Annotated in this window: 13 protein-coding genes; 7 read left to right on the top strand and 6 right to left on the bottom strand. The window is 59.4% G+C overall.

What is annotated here, in order from left to right:
* Positions 1 to 39: 39 nt before the first annotated feature.
* The 5 genes from AC2FFD_RS18695 to lpxK all read left to right on the top strand — a co-directional run bounded on the left by AC2FFD_RS18695 (position 40) and on the right by lpxK (position 6,083).
* On the top strand, positions 40 to 1,554 hold the full coding sequence (locus AC2FFD_RS18695) for a DUF2125 domain-containing protein (RefSeq protein ID WP_496873817.1): 1,515 nt from the start codon (positions 40 to 42) through the stop codon (positions 1,552 to 1,554).
* A 172-nt stretch (positions 1,555 to 1,726) separates the two neighbouring features.
* On the top strand, positions 1,727 to 3,073 hold the full coding sequence (locus tag AC2FFD_RS18690) for a TldD/PmbA family protein (RefSeq protein ID WP_496873816.1): 1,347 nt from the start codon (positions 1,727 to 1,729) through the stop codon (positions 3,071 to 3,073).
* Positions 3,060 to 3,860, top strand: a complete 801-nt coding sequence (locus tag AC2FFD_RS18685; RefSeq protein ID WP_170345580.1) for an inositol monophosphatase family protein — start codon at positions 3,060 to 3,062, stop codon at positions 3,858 to 3,860. Before AC2FFD_RS18690 ends, AC2FFD_RS18685 begins: the two co-directional genes overlap by 14 nt.
* Positions 3,857 to 5,095: a 3-deoxy-D-manno-octulosonic acid transferase gene (locus tag AC2FFD_RS18680; protein ID WP_496873815.1), complete on the top strand. Its 1,239-nt coding sequence runs from the start codon at positions 3,857 to 3,859 to the stop codon at positions 5,093 to 5,095. The genes AC2FFD_RS18685 and AC2FFD_RS18680 overlap by 4 nt, the downstream gene beginning before the upstream one ends.
* The gene (gene lpxK, locus AC2FFD_RS18675) at positions 5,082 to 6,083 is read left to right on the top strand and encodes a tetraacyldisaccharide 4'-kinase (protein ID WP_496873814.1); all 1,002 of its coding nucleotides are present in this window, start codon (positions 5,082 to 5,084) and stop codon (positions 6,081 to 6,083) included. The genes AC2FFD_RS18680 and lpxK overlap by 14 nt, the downstream gene beginning before the upstream one ends.
* Positions 6,084 to 6,122: 39 nt before the next feature.
* On the opposite strand, the gene AC2FFD_RS18670 is transcribed toward lpxK, so the two are convergent.
* Both AC2FFD_RS18670 and AC2FFD_RS18665 read right to left on the bottom strand, forming a co-directional pair.
* Positions 6,123 to 6,785 (bottom strand): DsbA family protein, encoded by a 663-nt coding sequence (locus tag AC2FFD_RS18670; RefSeq protein WP_257599435.1) that lies wholly within the window; start codon positions 6,783 to 6,785, stop codon positions 6,123 to 6,125.
* A gap of 13 nt (positions 6,786 to 6,798) precedes the next feature.
* Complete coding sequence (locus tag AC2FFD_RS18665; protein WP_170345576.1) at positions 6,799 to 7,305, bottom strand: DUF721 domain-containing protein; 507 nt, start codon at positions 7,303 to 7,305, stop codon at positions 6,799 to 6,801.
* Positions 7,306 to 7,386: 81 nt separating this feature from the next.
* Between AC2FFD_RS18665 and mutY the strand changes: the two genes are divergently transcribed.
* Both mutY and AC2FFD_RS18655 read left to right on the top strand, forming a co-directional pair.
* The gene (mutY, locus tag AC2FFD_RS18660) at positions 7,387 to 8,442 is read left to right on the top strand and encodes an A/G-specific adenine glycosylase (protein ID WP_480685926.1); all 1,056 of its coding nucleotides are present in this window, start codon (positions 7,387 to 7,389) and stop codon (positions 8,440 to 8,442) included.
* Between the two features lie 61 nt (positions 8,443 to 8,503).
* Positions 8,504 to 9,640, top strand: coding sequence for an alkane 1-monooxygenase (locus tag AC2FFD_RS18655; protein WP_170345574.1), 1,137 nt, complete (start codon positions 8,504 to 8,506; stop codon positions 9,638 to 9,640).
* A gap of 79 nt (positions 9,641 to 9,719) precedes the next feature.
* On the opposite strand, the gene AC2FFD_RS18650 is transcribed toward AC2FFD_RS18655, so the two are convergent.
* From AC2FFD_RS18650 to AC2FFD_RS18635, 4 genes are all read right to left on the bottom strand, one after another.
* Positions 9,720 to 11,102, bottom strand: coding sequence for an adenylate/guanylate cyclase domain-containing protein (locus AC2FFD_RS18650; RefSeq protein ID WP_496873813.1), 1,383 nt, complete (start codon positions 11,100 to 11,102; stop codon positions 9,720 to 9,722).
* A gap of 140 nt (positions 11,103 to 11,242) precedes the next feature.
* Positions 11,243 to 12,343 carry a site-specific DNA-methyltransferase gene (locus AC2FFD_RS18645; RefSeq protein WP_496873812.1) on the bottom strand — a complete coding sequence of 367 codons (1,101 nt, stop codon included), beginning with the start codon at positions 12,341 to 12,343 and terminating at the stop codon, positions 11,243 to 11,245.
* 119 nt (positions 12,344 to 12,462) lie between these two features.
* Positions 12,463 to 13,068 (bottom strand): ribonuclease HII, encoded by a 606-nt coding sequence (rnhB, locus tag AC2FFD_RS18640; protein WP_496873811.1) that lies wholly within the window; start codon positions 13,066 to 13,068, stop codon positions 12,463 to 12,465.
* Positions 13,069 to 13,178: 110 nt separating this feature from the next.
* The gene (locus AC2FFD_RS18635; protein WP_496873810.1) at positions 13,179 to 13,637 is read right to left on the bottom strand and encodes a hypothetical protein; all 459 of its coding nucleotides are present in this window, start codon (positions 13,635 to 13,637) and stop codon (positions 13,179 to 13,181) included.
* Positions 13,638 to 13,740: the final 103 nt, after the last annotated feature.

The following is a 13,740-nucleotide window of genomic DNA, read 5'->3' as shown; positions in this document are numbered from 1 at the left end:
CCGACCATGCGCCACAAATTGATCAAGAAGGGTTACCTTATGTCCGTTTTCCTTCGCCGCAGCTGCGGCGCTGCCCTGGCTTATGCCGTTGCCACCCAAGGGGCGTTTGCAGACCTGTCGGCCAATGATGTCTGGTCCGACTGGCAGAGTTATTTCACTTCGATGGGTTACACCATCACAGGAGACGAAAGCACCTCGGGCGACGTCACCACGATTTCAAACATGACACTTTCAGTGGCCCTGCCCGAAGAGGAAGGGCAGTTTCGGATGGTCATGCCAGAAATGACACTGACCGAAAATGGTGACGGGACCGTTACCATTGACCTGCCGGAAAGCTTTCCCATGGAAGTCACCGGACAGGCCGAAGACGAAAACTTCGCAGCCACTGTCACCTATTCCCACAGCCAACTGAACATGGTCGTTTCAGGCACACCGGACGACATGACCTATGACTACAAGGCTGACAATCTGGGGGTGAAACTGGATTCGATTGAGGTCGATGGTGAGGCTCTGCCCAATGATGTGTTTGGCATCAATGTCCAAGCAAGCGATCTGTCCGGCAGCTCGCGGATGCAGATCGGCGACAATCGGAACATCAGCCAGACGTTCAACGCAGCCACATTATCCTATGATCTGAACTTTCAGGATCCTGAAAGCGGCGAAAACGGGTTGATCAACGGTCAACTGGATCAACTGGCATTTGAAGGCAAAAACGTGATCCCGCCGGATTTTGACTTTTCGGACCCAGAAGCCTTTTACAAGGCTGGTTTCTCGTTTGACGGCACCTTCACCTATGCCGCGGGCAGCACCGATCTGAGCGGAACCAGCGAAGGTCAGGCGTTCTCGATGAACAGCACGTCCGAAGGCGGGCGTTTTGCTGCCAGCATCGATGCAGATCGTATCGTCTATGACATTGACCAGAACAGCACGAAGATGGCCGTTACCACGGCGGGCTTGCCGTTCCCGATCGAGCTTTCGATGGCCAAGGCTGGCCTGAACTTCGAATTCCCCATCCAGCAATCGGATGAAGTTCAACCTTTCGGCTTTGGGCTGAACCTGACTGATTTCACCATGTCGGACATATTGTGGGGCATTTTCGACCCTGCGGGCGCACTGCCGCGTGACCCTGCGACGATTGCGTTGGATGCGACGGGTACAGCGAAAGTGCTGATGAACATATTCGATCCTGAAATCGACGTCGAATCCGACGAAGCGCCGGGGGAACTGCACTCGTTGAAGATCAACGAACTGTTGGTTTCGCTGGTTGGCGCCAAGCTGACCGGTGACGGAGATTTTGCTTTCGACAACACCAACACCGAAGAGTTTGATGGCCTGCCCAGCCCAAGCGGCGTGGCGAACCTTCAATTGGTTGGTGCCAACCAGTTGATCGACACCCTGATCGGCATGGGAATCATCTCGGACGAAGACGCGCTGGGCGCCCGCATGATGATGGGCCTGATGGCCGTCCCGGGCGAAGAACCGGACACACTGAACTCGAAGATCGAGTTCACCGAAGACGGTCAGATCCTGGCGAATGGTCAGCGTATCAAGTGACGATCAACGGAAAGGGCCGCGCAACATGCGGCCCTTTCTCCGTCCTGCCGACCCCTGCACAAACCTCTGAAACGGCACGGGTTCACCGCGATCCTCAACATACAATCCGGTCACAGGTCTTGCGAGACGGGCAGTCCAAGGCTAGGTCCTTGGCAACCAACCCGGAGGCCTCATGACCCGCACACCAGAAGAAATCAGCCAGCACTTGCTTGACGTGGCCCGCAAGGCGGGCGCGGACGCGGCGGATGCCATCGTTCTCCACGGATCCTCTGTTTCCGTCGAAGTGCGGGGCGGCGCGCTGGAACACGCCGAACGCTCGGAAGGCACTGATTTGGGATTGCGGGTGTTTCTGGGCAAACGGTCTGCCATTGTGTCCAGTTCCGACAGCCGGCCGGAAACCCTGCGCGCCATGGCGGAACGAGCGGTTGCGATGGCCAAGGAAGCCCCCGAAGACCCGTTTTCCGGGCTGGCTGACCCGGACCAGCTGGTCACAGACTGGAACACAGAGTCACTGGAATTGACAGACCCTGCCCCGGCCCCGTCTGCCGAAGCCCTGATGCAGGATGCTCTGAGGGCCGAGGCCGCAGCGCTGGCCGTTACCGGCGTTACCCAGGTGTCAGATGCGGCCGCAAGCTATGGAACCCACCATGTGCATCTGGCCGCGACAAACGGGTTCACCGGCGGATATGAACGCAGTAGCCGGTCGATATCCTGTGTTGCGATCTCGGGAGAAGGCACCGGGATGGAGCGGGACTATGACGGCGACAGCCGGACGTTCCAATCCGACCTGCGCAGCGCAGATGAGATCGGGCGCACAGCAGGCGAACGCGCCGTGCAACTGGTTGGTGCGCGCAAACCTGAAACGGGTCGCTTTCCCGTGCTCTTTGACGAACGAATCTCATCTTCGCTCATCGGCCACCTTCTGGCCGCCAGCAATGGTGCAGCAATCGCGCGGGGCGCATCCTGGCTCAAGGATTGTCTGGGGCAGGACGTTCTGCCCGCACACCTGTCTCTGATCGAAGACCCGCATCGGCCACGTATCTCGGGCTCGCGTCCTTTTGACGCCGAGGGTTTGCCGACACGACGCCGGGCAATCGTGGAAAACGGCATCCTGACCGGGTGGACGCTGGACCTGTCAAGCGGGCGAAAACTGGACATGGCGTCCACGGGTAACGCCACTCGTGGGGTCTCGGGCCCGCCATCGCCCAGCAACTGGAACCTGAGCCTGACACAAGGCGACCAAAGCCGCGCCGACCTGCTGCGCGAAATGGGGACCGGGTTGCTGGTCACGTCCATGATCGGATCGACGATCAACCCCAATACCGGTGACTATTCAAGGGGTGCATCGGGCTTCTGGGTCGAGAATGGCGAGATCACGCATCCGGTCAATGAATGCACCATCGCGGGCAATCTGCGGGACATGCTGCGCCGGATCATCCCGGCGAACGATGCCCGCCCCTATCTGTCGCGCGTGGTTCCGTCGCTTCTGATCGAAGGAATGACACTTGCCGGCAACTGACCTGCCCCTGCTGATCGAAGCGGCACTGGAGGCCGGCAAGATCGCCACGCGCTATTCCGGCACGCAAGCACAGCGCTGGGACAAACCCGATGGCGCCGGGCCAGTGACCGAAGCGGATCTTGCCGTGAACACGATGCTGGAGGAACGGTTGTGTTCAGCACGGCCGGGCTATGGCTGGCTCAGCGAGGAATCCGAAGACTCACCCGACCGGCTGGACCGCAGCAACACTTTCATCATCGATCCGATCGACGGCACCCGAAGCTTTGCAGAAGGCGCGCGCACCTGGGCGCATTCCATGGCCGTCGCCGACAACGGCGTGGTGACGGCGGCGGTCATCTACCTGCCGATGCGGGATTTGCTGTACACGGCGGCACAGGGTCAGGGCGCGACTCTCAATGGCGAAACGATCACGACCTCGGACACCCCAGAGCTTTTGCAATCAGAAATTCTGGCTGCCAAGCCAAACCTTGACGCACGGCATTGGCGCCACGCGCAGGCACCAGAGTTCGAACGCGCGTACCGCCCGTCGCTTGCCTATCGCATGGCTTTAGTTGCGCAGGGACGGTTCGATGGCATGCTGACCCTGCGCCCCAGTTGGGAATGGGATATTGCCGCAGGCGACCTGATCATTCGAGAGGCCGGCGGAATCTGTTCGGACCGTACGGGGCAACGGCTGATCTTCAACAATGCGCACCCCAGGCTGAACGGCGTGATCGCCGCCAGCGCCTCGATTCATCAGCAACTGTCCGCACTGCTGGACCCGGCCGGGCCGGGAATCGGAACATGAGCAAACCGCGCTCACTCAGCCTGGCCGCCTACAGGGTGTTGTCATGGGGGATGCGCAACCGGGTTGCGCCGCAATCCAACATGCCGCGCCCCGAAGGTGAGTTGCTGTGGATCCATGTTGCCACCCCGGATCGGCTGCGGGCTGTGACCGACTTCTGTCGTCGGCTGTCGCAGGTCAGGGCCAAGTTGAATTTCCTGCTGACAGCACCCCCAAATGAGGATTTGTCCAACTGGCCGGACAGCAAGTTCCCCTTGATCAACCTGCCACAGGAACAGAGTGGAGCAGCCCGCGAGTTTATCGAATACTGGCGTCCGAACATGGGGTTGTGGGTCGGTGGGGATCTGATGCCCAACATTGTCACGCGCGCTGACGAACAGGCGATCCCGCTGGTCCTGTTCGACGCCCAATTCAGCGTCACACTGTCCCGAAACGCCCGTTGGCTGCCGGACATCACACGGGTGACCTTTGACTGTTTCCGCAAGATTCTCACGCCATCCGCCGAGACGGCTCGACAGATCCGCCGTCTCGGTGTTCCATCCGGAAAAGTCGTGGAATCACCGCCTTTGCGGATCAGCCCCGACCCCCGGCCCTGGCCAGAAGACGAGCTTATCGAGACCACTTATACGCTTGCCGGGCGCCCGGTTTGGTTGGCGGCATGGGTTCAGGACAAGGAGTTTATCTCGGTCCTGACAGCCCACCGTCAGGCGCTGCGGATGCTGCATCGGCTGGTTCTGGTGCTGCACGTGGCAAACGAGCCGGAAGTCACGCCGCTGAGACGGCGGCTGGAATCGATGGACCTGCGCTGCGTCAGCTGGGATGAAGGGGACATGATCGAAGATACCACTCAGGTCGTCCTGACATCGGACCCCGAAAACCTGGGCCTGTGGCATCGCATGGCAGCAGTGACATTCATGGGCAGCTCGCTGGAACGCGGCGCGGGCGGTCAGGACCCGTCCGAAGCAATCGCGCTGGGGTCTGCGATCATGTTCGGACCATATGTGCACCGCCATCAGGAATTCTATTCCAGCCTGCAACAGGTGAACGCCGCCAAAGAGGTAAAAACGGCAACCGAACTGGGCGACGCCGTTGTGCAGCTTCTGGCCCCGGATCAAGCTGCCGACATGGCGCTGGCGGGGTGGCAGTTGTTGACCGAAGGCGCACCACAGGCTGACGCCCTGATCGAATTGGTGCAGGATATTCTGGATCAGCGGAGTGCGGATCATGCGGGCACCTGATTTCTGGAACACGCCCCCGGACCAACCGGATCCGAGGGCGCGTCTGCTGGCACCGTTGGGGCGCCTATATGCAGCGGCAACCGCCCGAAGGATCGCCTCGGAGGCCGGCGAAAGGCCGGGTGTGCCCGTGATCTGTGTCGGCAACCTAAACGCTGGTGGAACCGGTAAAACACCAACGGTGATCTGGACTCTTGAACAGCTTAGGGGCGCATGGCACGAACCACATGTCGTCACGCGGGGGCACGGAGGCTCTTTGGAGGGGCCGGTGCAAGTTGATCCGGCCAAGCACACTGCTGCCGAAGTTGGGGACGAGCCGCTGCTTCTGGCGATGTTTGCCGAAGTCTGGGTTGCCAAGGACAGGGCAGCGGGCGCGCGGGCCGCCGCGGCTGCGGGTGCCACGGTAATCGTTCTGGATGACGGTTTTCAGAACCCCTCGGTGGCCAAGGATTTCTCGATCATTGTTGTCGATGCTCAACGCGGGTTCGGAAACGGCTTGTGCCTGCCTGCCGGTCCGCTGCGGGAACCGGTCGACATCGGGTTGAAACGGGCCGACCTTGTGTTGTCTCTGGGCGATGAGGCTGCACAACAGGCTTTCACCGGTCAGTGGGGCGACAAGTTGTCCGTTCCCCATGTCACCGGTGCAATCGAACCCCTGCAAACCGGCATGGACTGGACCGGGACACGCGCTTTGGCATTTGCCGGTATCGGCCACCCCGAGAAGTTCTTCAGAACCCTGCGGCAGCTGGGCGTAGACTTGGTCCGCGCCGAAGCTCTGGACGATCACCAGCCCCTGACTCAGGCCCTGATGACCCGACTGGAAAACGAGGCGCGCCAGCTGGGTGCTCAGATGATCACAACCGAAAAAGACGCCGTACGCCTGCCTCCGGCGTTTCGGAGCAAAGTGATCACTCTGCCGGTTCGTTTGCAAGTCGGTGAAACTGACAAGGTCCGCGACATGCTGCTGAACGCAGCACCTGCACCAAAATAGGTCCGGTCGGCCCAGACAGGGCCAACCGGAAAAGGGTGGTTAGCCACCCAATTCGTCTTCGATCAACTTTTTGAAGTCCGCGTAGGACTGGTTGTCGACTTTCTTGCCGTTCACAAGGAACGACGGAGTCGCCTGGATGCCATCACGTTCGGCGTTTTCCTGATACCACGCAGCCAATGTCCGCGCCTTGGTGCCATCTTGCAGGCAAGCCTCAAGCTGGTCGCCATCGATACCGGCCAGACGACCGATCTTACGCAGCTCGTCCACGATCTCGGCCGGACCACCAGCACGTGACCATTCGGCTTGCCCTTCGTAGATCAGGTCGGTGATACCGAAGAACTTTTCCGGGCCGGCGCAGCGGGCCACCATCGATGCCCAAAGGCCGTAGCGGTCAAAATAGACTTCGCGGTAAATAAACTTGACCTTGCCGGTGTCGATGAAGTCTTTCTTGATCTGCTTGTAGGCACCCTGATGGAAACTCGCACAATGCGGGCAGGTATAGGATGCATATTCGATGATCTCGACCGGCGCATCCTCAGCGCCCTGCACCATATCGACGATCGTCGAAGTATCCAGGTCTGCCTCCTGCGCTTCGGCAGCACTGACCAGCGGAAGGGTGACGTTGGTGTTCGACTGTGTCAGCCAATAGCCGCCAGCGGCTACGGCGACAGCCGCACAGATTACGGTTGCAATACGGCTCATTCTCAGCCCTTTCTCAGCGTTTCTGTTTGGATAAAACGTTGCGCCCGAGACGTTCAAGAGCCGCGCGCAAATCTTCATCATTTACATTGCGTGACACTTTGTCAGCCTCGGCGGCAATGTCAGGCGCAATCTGGGGTTTGGTTTGCTTCGGCTTGTGGTCGAAACTGGCCTGCCCCTCGGCAAATCCGGTCGGAGCGGTCTGGGTAATGCGGACGCGGCTGATGGCGTTGTAGCCATAGACCGCATTCACCTTCCCGCGCAGCTGTTCCTTCTGCATTTCCAGCATCGGAGCTTGTGGCCCGGTGGTCAGAACGGTCAGGGTCGCACCAAAACCGCCCTTGCCATAACCCACTTTGACCGGGCGTGCGATGGCGGCGATTTCCTGGCCGACGATCTCGGCCCAATGGGTCAAAAGCCGCGACACGGCAAACCCCCGGCTTTCCCCGGCGCGCCTGATCTGATCGTTCAGCACGGACGCGGTGCGTTTGAACCCACGGGTCGAAGAACGTCTGCGTTGCATCTGGTTTCCAGCTCCTACACCTCTATTGTACTGAGCAGGGCACCGGGTGCCAGAGAAACCCGACAGGGAGATGGATAAAACTTGCGTGACTCTGCTGAATTGACCGTCAGTGATGCGTTGCTGGAGTGGTACGACCGCCACGCCCGCGAAATGCCATGGCGCACGGGTCCGGCGGATCGCGCCGCCGGCATACGCCCCGATCCCTATCGGGTCTGGTTGTCCGAAGTGATGCTACAGCAAACAACAGTTGCCGCCGTTCGTGACTATTTCCTGCGTTTCACCACCCGTTGGCCCACAGTTCAGGCCCTGGCCGCCGCACCGGACGAACAGGTCATGGGGGAATGGGCCGGGCTTGGCTATTACGCCCGCGCCCGCAATCTGTTGAAATGCGCGCGCGCTGTCACGCAGGACTGCGATGGCCGGTTTCCCGACAGCTTTGACGCCCTGCTGAAGCTACCCGGCATTGGCCCCTATACTGCGGCTGCGATCTCGGCCATTGCATTCGATCAGCCCGAAACCGTTCTGGACGGAAACGTCGAGCGTGTCATGGCCCGGCTCCACGACATTCACGACCCGTTACCCGGCTCCAAACCCCTGCTGAAGGAAAAGGCGTCGGCCCTGACCCCGGCCACACGCCCCGGCGATTACGCGCAGGCGGTCATGGATTTGGGGGCCACCATCTGTACGCCGAAGTCGCCGGCATGTGGCATCTGCCCCCTGCGTGACCCCTGTCAGAGCCGCGTCGCAGGCACCCAAGCTGACCTGCCAAGAAAAACACCCAAAAAACCCAAGCCAACCCGCTATGGGCACGTGTATGTCGCGCGTATGGCAGACGGTGCCATGGTGCTGGAACGCAGACCTGACAAAGGCCTGCTGGGCGGAATGCTGGGCTGGCCCGGATCAGAGTGGAACGATGCCCCGACCGAACGTGCCCCGTTCCCTGCGAATTGGAAGATGTTGCCGGGCGAAGTGCGCCATACATTTACACATTTCCACCTGATTTTGCGGATCTGGACCACGGATGCCGCTGATCACGACGTACCCGAACATCTGACGGTCGTCGACAAACACAGCTTCAGGCCCGGCGACCTGCCAACCGTGATGCGTAAGGCCTATGACCTTTGGAAAGGACAATAAGTCCGCTGTGCAAGTCTTCGGGCCATGTCTAGGGTATGTCCAAAAAGTCGGAGCAGAAAAGATGATCGCAACTGGCACATTGTCCCGCTGGCAATCTGCATCCCCTTTCTGGGTGTCGCTGCTGCTGATCCCGCTGGTCTGGTTTTCAGCTGCTACCGGTGGATGGTCACTGCTGCTGGTTCCTGCCGCAACCTGGTGGGCTTTTGCAGTGCTGGACCGGATCACCGGGCTCAACACTCAAAACGCCGACCCCGAGACGCCGGACACGGCGCTGCAATGGTACATATTGCTGACAAAACTCTGGGTCCCGATCCAGTTCGTCACCCTTTTTGGTCTGATCTGGTACGCAACCCACAACACCCATCTGTCAACGCTAGAGAAAATCGGCCTCTTCTTTGGCATGGGCGTCATTTCGGGCACGATTGGGATCAACTACAGCCACGAGTTGATGCACCAGAAAAGCCGCTTGGAACGCTGGTTGGGTGACATTCTTCTTGCCATGGTGCTGTATTCTCATTTTCGGTCCGAGCATTTGTTGGTCCATCACCGCCATGTTGGAACCCCGCGCGATCCGGTAACGGCGCGCTACAACGAAGGGTTTCATCGCTTCTATCCCCGCGTTCTGTGGCAATGCTGGGTTTCGGCCTTCAGCGCCGAGCGCGACAAGCTGGCCCGCAAAGACCGACCATGGACAGATCGCTCAAACCCTTTCTGGCGGTACTGGGCGCTGCAAGGTGGGATGCTGGCACTGGCTGGCCTGATCGGAGGATGGTCCGGCGTGGCGCTGTTTGTGCTACAGGCTGGCGTCGCGATCTGGCAGCTCGAGCTGGTCAACTACGTGGAGCATTACGGCCTGACCCGAAAACACCTGGGCGACGGACGGTACGAGCATGTATTGCCACGCCATTCGTGGAATGCCTCGCAGAAAGCGTCGAACTGGTTGCTGATCAATCTTCAGCGCCATTCGGACCACCATTACAAACCCAACCGCCGGTTTCCGCTGCTACAACATCACGCGTCGGACACAGCTCCGCAATTGCCCTATGGCTATCCCGTCATGACCGTGGCCGCGATGATCCCTCCGCTGTGGCGGCGGGTCATGAACCCGCGCGTTCGCGCGTGGCGACGCCACTATTATCCCGAGATCACCGACTGGCACCCCTACAACAAATCTCTGAACCCCATGCCCAAAGCGTGACCGCAGCGCGCACGGGCGCGCTGCTTGGCCCAACTGTCAGCACTGCATCTGCGATGCTGTTCTGACGGGCGGGAGGCCCTCAGCTTTTCATCACCCAGACATCCATCGGCGCCTCGACCCCTCGCACGGATTGGTCGCGACAGGCAACAAAACCGGCCATGGCCTCCGACATCGACGGGTTTTCTTCCGCAACCCGCAGGCGCACGGCATCACTGACAATGACACGCGCCTTGAAATCACGCGTGAGCGCTTCAAGCTTGGCAGCCACATTGACCGCATCGCCAATCACCGCGAATTCCAACCGGTTGGCACCGATATCCCCAAGTACGACCGAGCCGTAATGCACCCCAACGCCGACATGGATTTCGGGCTCTCCAACCCTGCGACGTTCCAGATTCCAACGGTCGATCGCGCCTACCATCGCACGGGCGCATTCCAGGGCATTGCTCGCGTCCAGAGGCGTTGGCACCGGCGTGCCGAAGGTCGCCATCAAACCGTCGCCCAGATACTTGTCCAATGTCCCGTGGTGCCGGAATACTTCGGTTTCCATACGGGCATGGAACCCGCGCAGCACCTCGATCACTTCATAGGGGTCCCGCCCGGCGGCGTATTTGGTGAACCCGACGATATCGATGAACAGAACGGCCACATCCGCTTTGCGGACTTGTTTCAGCGGTTCATCGTTCTGGCTCAACTCATCTACCACATTGGGCGAGAAATACCGTGACAGATTGGCCCGTTCCCGTTCCAGCCCCGCGTTGTTCATCAACAATTGATTGAGTCGCCGCATCGAGATGCCCAGCGTTACTGCAACCATCATGAACACGATCACCTGCTGAATACGTTGAGGTATCATGAAACTGTTGGGATCCAGCAGCTCGGCAACATCCGGATAGCCCTGCAAGGCCTCTGCAACCTTTTCGCTGATCTCCGGAATAGGCGTGGCCACCCACCAGGCGACGATCCAACCGATCGTCCACATCATTGCCGTCCACGAACCGATGGCAATCACCGTACGCCAGGAATAGGCCAGGGTTCCAGCCGCCAGAATGACGAAAAAATACTGAAAGTTGTCAAACCGATATTGCATGGCCAGCGGCCGGACATCATCGCTGAACGGGTTGGGTACGATCATCCCCAGGGTCATGATCAACAGATCAACAAAGATCAAAAGAAGCTCGACCCGGGATTGCCCCACCCGGCCCGCGCTGCGGATCAGCCATCCATTGGCGCAGATCAGCAGCAGGATGAAATGATACCACAGCACATCCCATTGCGGGTTCAGAAAAATAAGCAGAGCCCCGGTCAGGGCCATGGCCACCCAGCGCGCGCGTACAGCCAGTTCAAGCCCTTCGCGCTTGTGCCGCTCCAACGCGGCCTCGGTGTATTTGTTGTCCAGATCGAAAGTGTCAGGTTCCGTGAAATACAGACTGCGGCGGGGCTGCGCGGTTGTCTCGGTCATGGCCGTGATCTTTCTTGCAGTGTCAGGGTCATCTTCATGCAATCACTGTTGGTCCAAAAACAAAAGACCCCGCCGTAGGATCGGCGGGGCAAGGCGTAGTGCCTTGTGTCAGGCCACAGGCACCGGCGGTGTTCTTGAAATCAGTTCATCTCGGCCCGGATCTGCTGACGCAGGACGTCGATCGGAACCGTTTTGCCATCGCGCTTGAAGCACCAATAGGTCCAGCCATTGCAGGACGGCGCGTTTTCCAGATGAGCGCCTACCTGATGAATCGAGCCTTTGACGTTGTCGCCGACCAGCGTGCCATCGGCGCGAACCTTGGCCTTGTGGCGCTGGTTCATGGAATAGAGCTCTTCGCCCGGGCGCAGCATGCCGCGCTCGACCAGCTGCCCGAACGGAACACGCGGCTCGGCACGTTTGCTGGCGCTGACTTCCAGAGCCTCACGGTCGAACTTGCGCACCTTGGCGATGCGTTTCTCGGCCACCTTGCGATAGCTTTCCTCGCGTTCGATACCAATGAATTCGCGGCCCAGCATCTTGGCGACCGCACCCGTGGTGCCGGTGCCGAAGAACGGATCAAGCACCACGTCGCCGGGATTGGTCGACCCGATCAGTACGCGATGAAGCAAAGATTCCGGCTTTTGCGTCGGATGCGCCTTGTCGCCATTTTCATTCTTCAGACGTTCATGCCCGGTGCAGATCGGCAGCACCCAGTCGCTGCGCATCTGCACGCCTTCGTTCAGGGCCTTTAACGCCTCATAGTTGAAGGTGTATTTGGCCCCTTCGCGCTTGGACGCCCAGATCATCGTCTCATGCGCGTTGGTAAAACGCTTGCCGCGGAAGTTGGGCATCGGATTGGATTTGCGCCAGACAACGTCATTCAAAATCCAGTACCCTGCATCTTGCAAGGCCGAACCCACACGAAAGATGTTGTGGTAAGAGCCAATCACCCAGATCGCGCCATTTGGCTTGAGCAGACGGCGCGCCGCCTTCAACCACGCGCGGGTGAATTCGTCATAGGCACCAAAGCTGGAAAACTGATCCCAGTGATCGTCCACCGCATCCACCTGGCTGTTATCCGGGCGATGCAGTTGGCCTTTCAACTGCAAATTATAGGGCGGATCCGCAAAAATCAGGTCAACGGATGCCTCGGGAAGACTGTTCATCACGTCGATGCAGTCCCCGGATAGAATCGTGTTTAAAGGGGGCGCTATTGCGCCCTTTTTGGTGGTTGTCGTCATATCACTGCCTCAAGTGTCCACGGCGCTTTTGCGCTCATTTGGTTGAGACAAGGATGAGTCAAAGACGAATCGGCGTCAATTTCTTTTTTGAATCAGCGGCTTACGATTTACTCTTGATACTAGATATTGTGCACCGGCTTGAACGAACGTCTATGGTGTGGGGTCACGCCAAGATTTTGCAGTGCTTCCTTGTGTTGTTTTGACGGATAACCGGCGTTGGTTTCCCATCCATATCCCGGATGCTGTTGCGCCAAATCCACCATCACCTGATCGCGCCAGTTTTTCGCAAGGATCGAGGCGGCTGCAATCGACACCGATCGGGCATCCCCCTTCACGATGGCCTGCGACGGGATTTTCAGGCCGCGTGGAATCATGTTCCCGTCGATCAGCAGGAAATCAGGGGCCGGCGACAGAGCCTCGACCGCGCGCAGCATCGCCAGATGCGATGCCCTGAGGATGTTGATCTCGTCAATCTCGGCGACCGAGGCTTCGGCCACGGCAAACTCGGCGCTGTGCCGGATCTCGGCATCCAGCGCGGCCCGACGTCTGGCCGTCAGCTTCTTGGAATCATTCAACCCTTCGGGGATGGCCTGTGGGTTCAGGATCACGGCCGCGGCGACAACTGGTCCCGCCAAAGGGCCGCGCCCGACCTCATCCACACCCGCGATGCGATAATGGCCCTGGTCCAGCAGCGCCTGCTCAAGTTCGAAGTCTGGTTTTGTCATGCCTTTGGAAAACCGCGTTTCACACAGCGCCGCAAGAAAAAAAGAGAGGGCAGCCCACACCGCCCTCTCTCATACGGCGCGTCATTGGCGCCGCTCCTGCTCAACCGTTGTTACTGGTAAACGACACGGTATCCTTTCTGGCGCAGGCACGCGGGTTCGTATGCCCGCTTGACCTTTTGGCCATTCCAGAAACCGACTTTGCACTCTTGCGGCAGGCTATTGGCATGTTTGTAGTGCTTCTTGAGGCATTTAGGCCCAAGCAGCGGATGATCCCGTGAGTACCCGTTGAATGTGCGCAGGCAGCGCTGCGGCAGATCGTATCGCGCCACGCGCGGCGGCAGAGGGCGCACCGGCTGCGGCGTGTAAGGTGCCGGGGTATATGTCTGATGGCGAGCCGCCCGATCCTTTTTCTTTTCCTTGTTGTAATAGTGAACCCCGGCCCCGATGATCGCGATGGCCGCCAGCCCACCAAGAATGTCCTTTGCGTCCGCAGCCCGCGCCTGCGAAGCAGAAACCCCGGTTATTGCAACCGCGGTCGCAACGATGAAAGCAATGAATTTCCTGTGCATGATGCGTGTCCTTCATAGTGTTTGGGCGACCGTGTGACGGAGCGCGTCGTGATTGCCCTGACACTGGGGGCGACCGGTTCAGACAAGCAATAACGGCCCGGTG

The organism is Ruegeria sp. YTSC002 (assembly GCF_059609845.1).
Note: the sequence above shows the minus strand (reverse complement) of the source record. Positions and strands in the feature narration are given on the sequence as shown.

Bases quoted from the DNA above. Each gene is read 5' to 3' on its own strand.
- AC2FFD_RS18695 (WP_496873817.1), top strand. From the start codon at position 40: ATGTCCGTTTTCCTTCGCCGCAGCTGCGGCGCTGCCCTGGCTTATGCC.
- AC2FFD_RS18690 (WP_496873816.1), top strand. From the start codon at position 1,727: ATGACCCGCACACCAGAAGAAATCAGCCAGCACTTGCTTGACGTGGCC.
- AC2FFD_RS18680 (WP_496873815.1), top strand. From the start codon at position 3,857: ATGAGCAAACCGCGCTCACTCAGCCTGGCCGCCTACAGGGTGTTGTCA.
- lpxK (WP_496873814.1), top strand. From the start codon at position 5,082: ATGCGGGCACCTGATTTCTGGAACACGCCCCCGGACCAACCGGATCCG.
- AC2FFD_RS18670 (WP_257599435.1), bottom strand. From the start codon at position 6,785: ATGAGCCGTATTGCAACCGTAATCTGTGCGGCTGTCGCCGTAGCCGCT.
- AC2FFD_RS18665 (WP_170345576.1), bottom strand. From the start codon at position 7,305: ATGCAACGCAGACGTTCTTCGACCCGTGGGTTCAAACGCACCGCGTCC.
- AC2FFD_RS18655 (WP_170345574.1), top strand. From the start codon at position 8,504: ATGATCGCAACTGGCACATTGTCCCGCTGGCAATCTGCATCCCCTTTC.
- AC2FFD_RS18650 (WP_496873813.1), bottom strand. From the start codon at position 11,102: ATGACCGAGACAACCGCGCAGCCCCGCCGCAGTCTGTATTTCACGGAA.
- AC2FFD_RS18645 (WP_496873812.1), bottom strand. From the start codon at position 12,343: ATGACGACAACCACCAAAAAGGGCGCAATAGCGCCCCCTTTAAACACG.
- rnhB (WP_496873811.1), bottom strand. From the start codon at position 13,068: ATGACAAAACCAGACTTCGAACTTGAGCAGGCGCTGCTGGACCAGGGC.
- AC2FFD_RS18635 (WP_496873810.1), bottom strand. From the start codon at position 13,637: ATGCACAGGAAATTCATTGCTTTCATCGTTGCGACCGCGGTTGCAATA.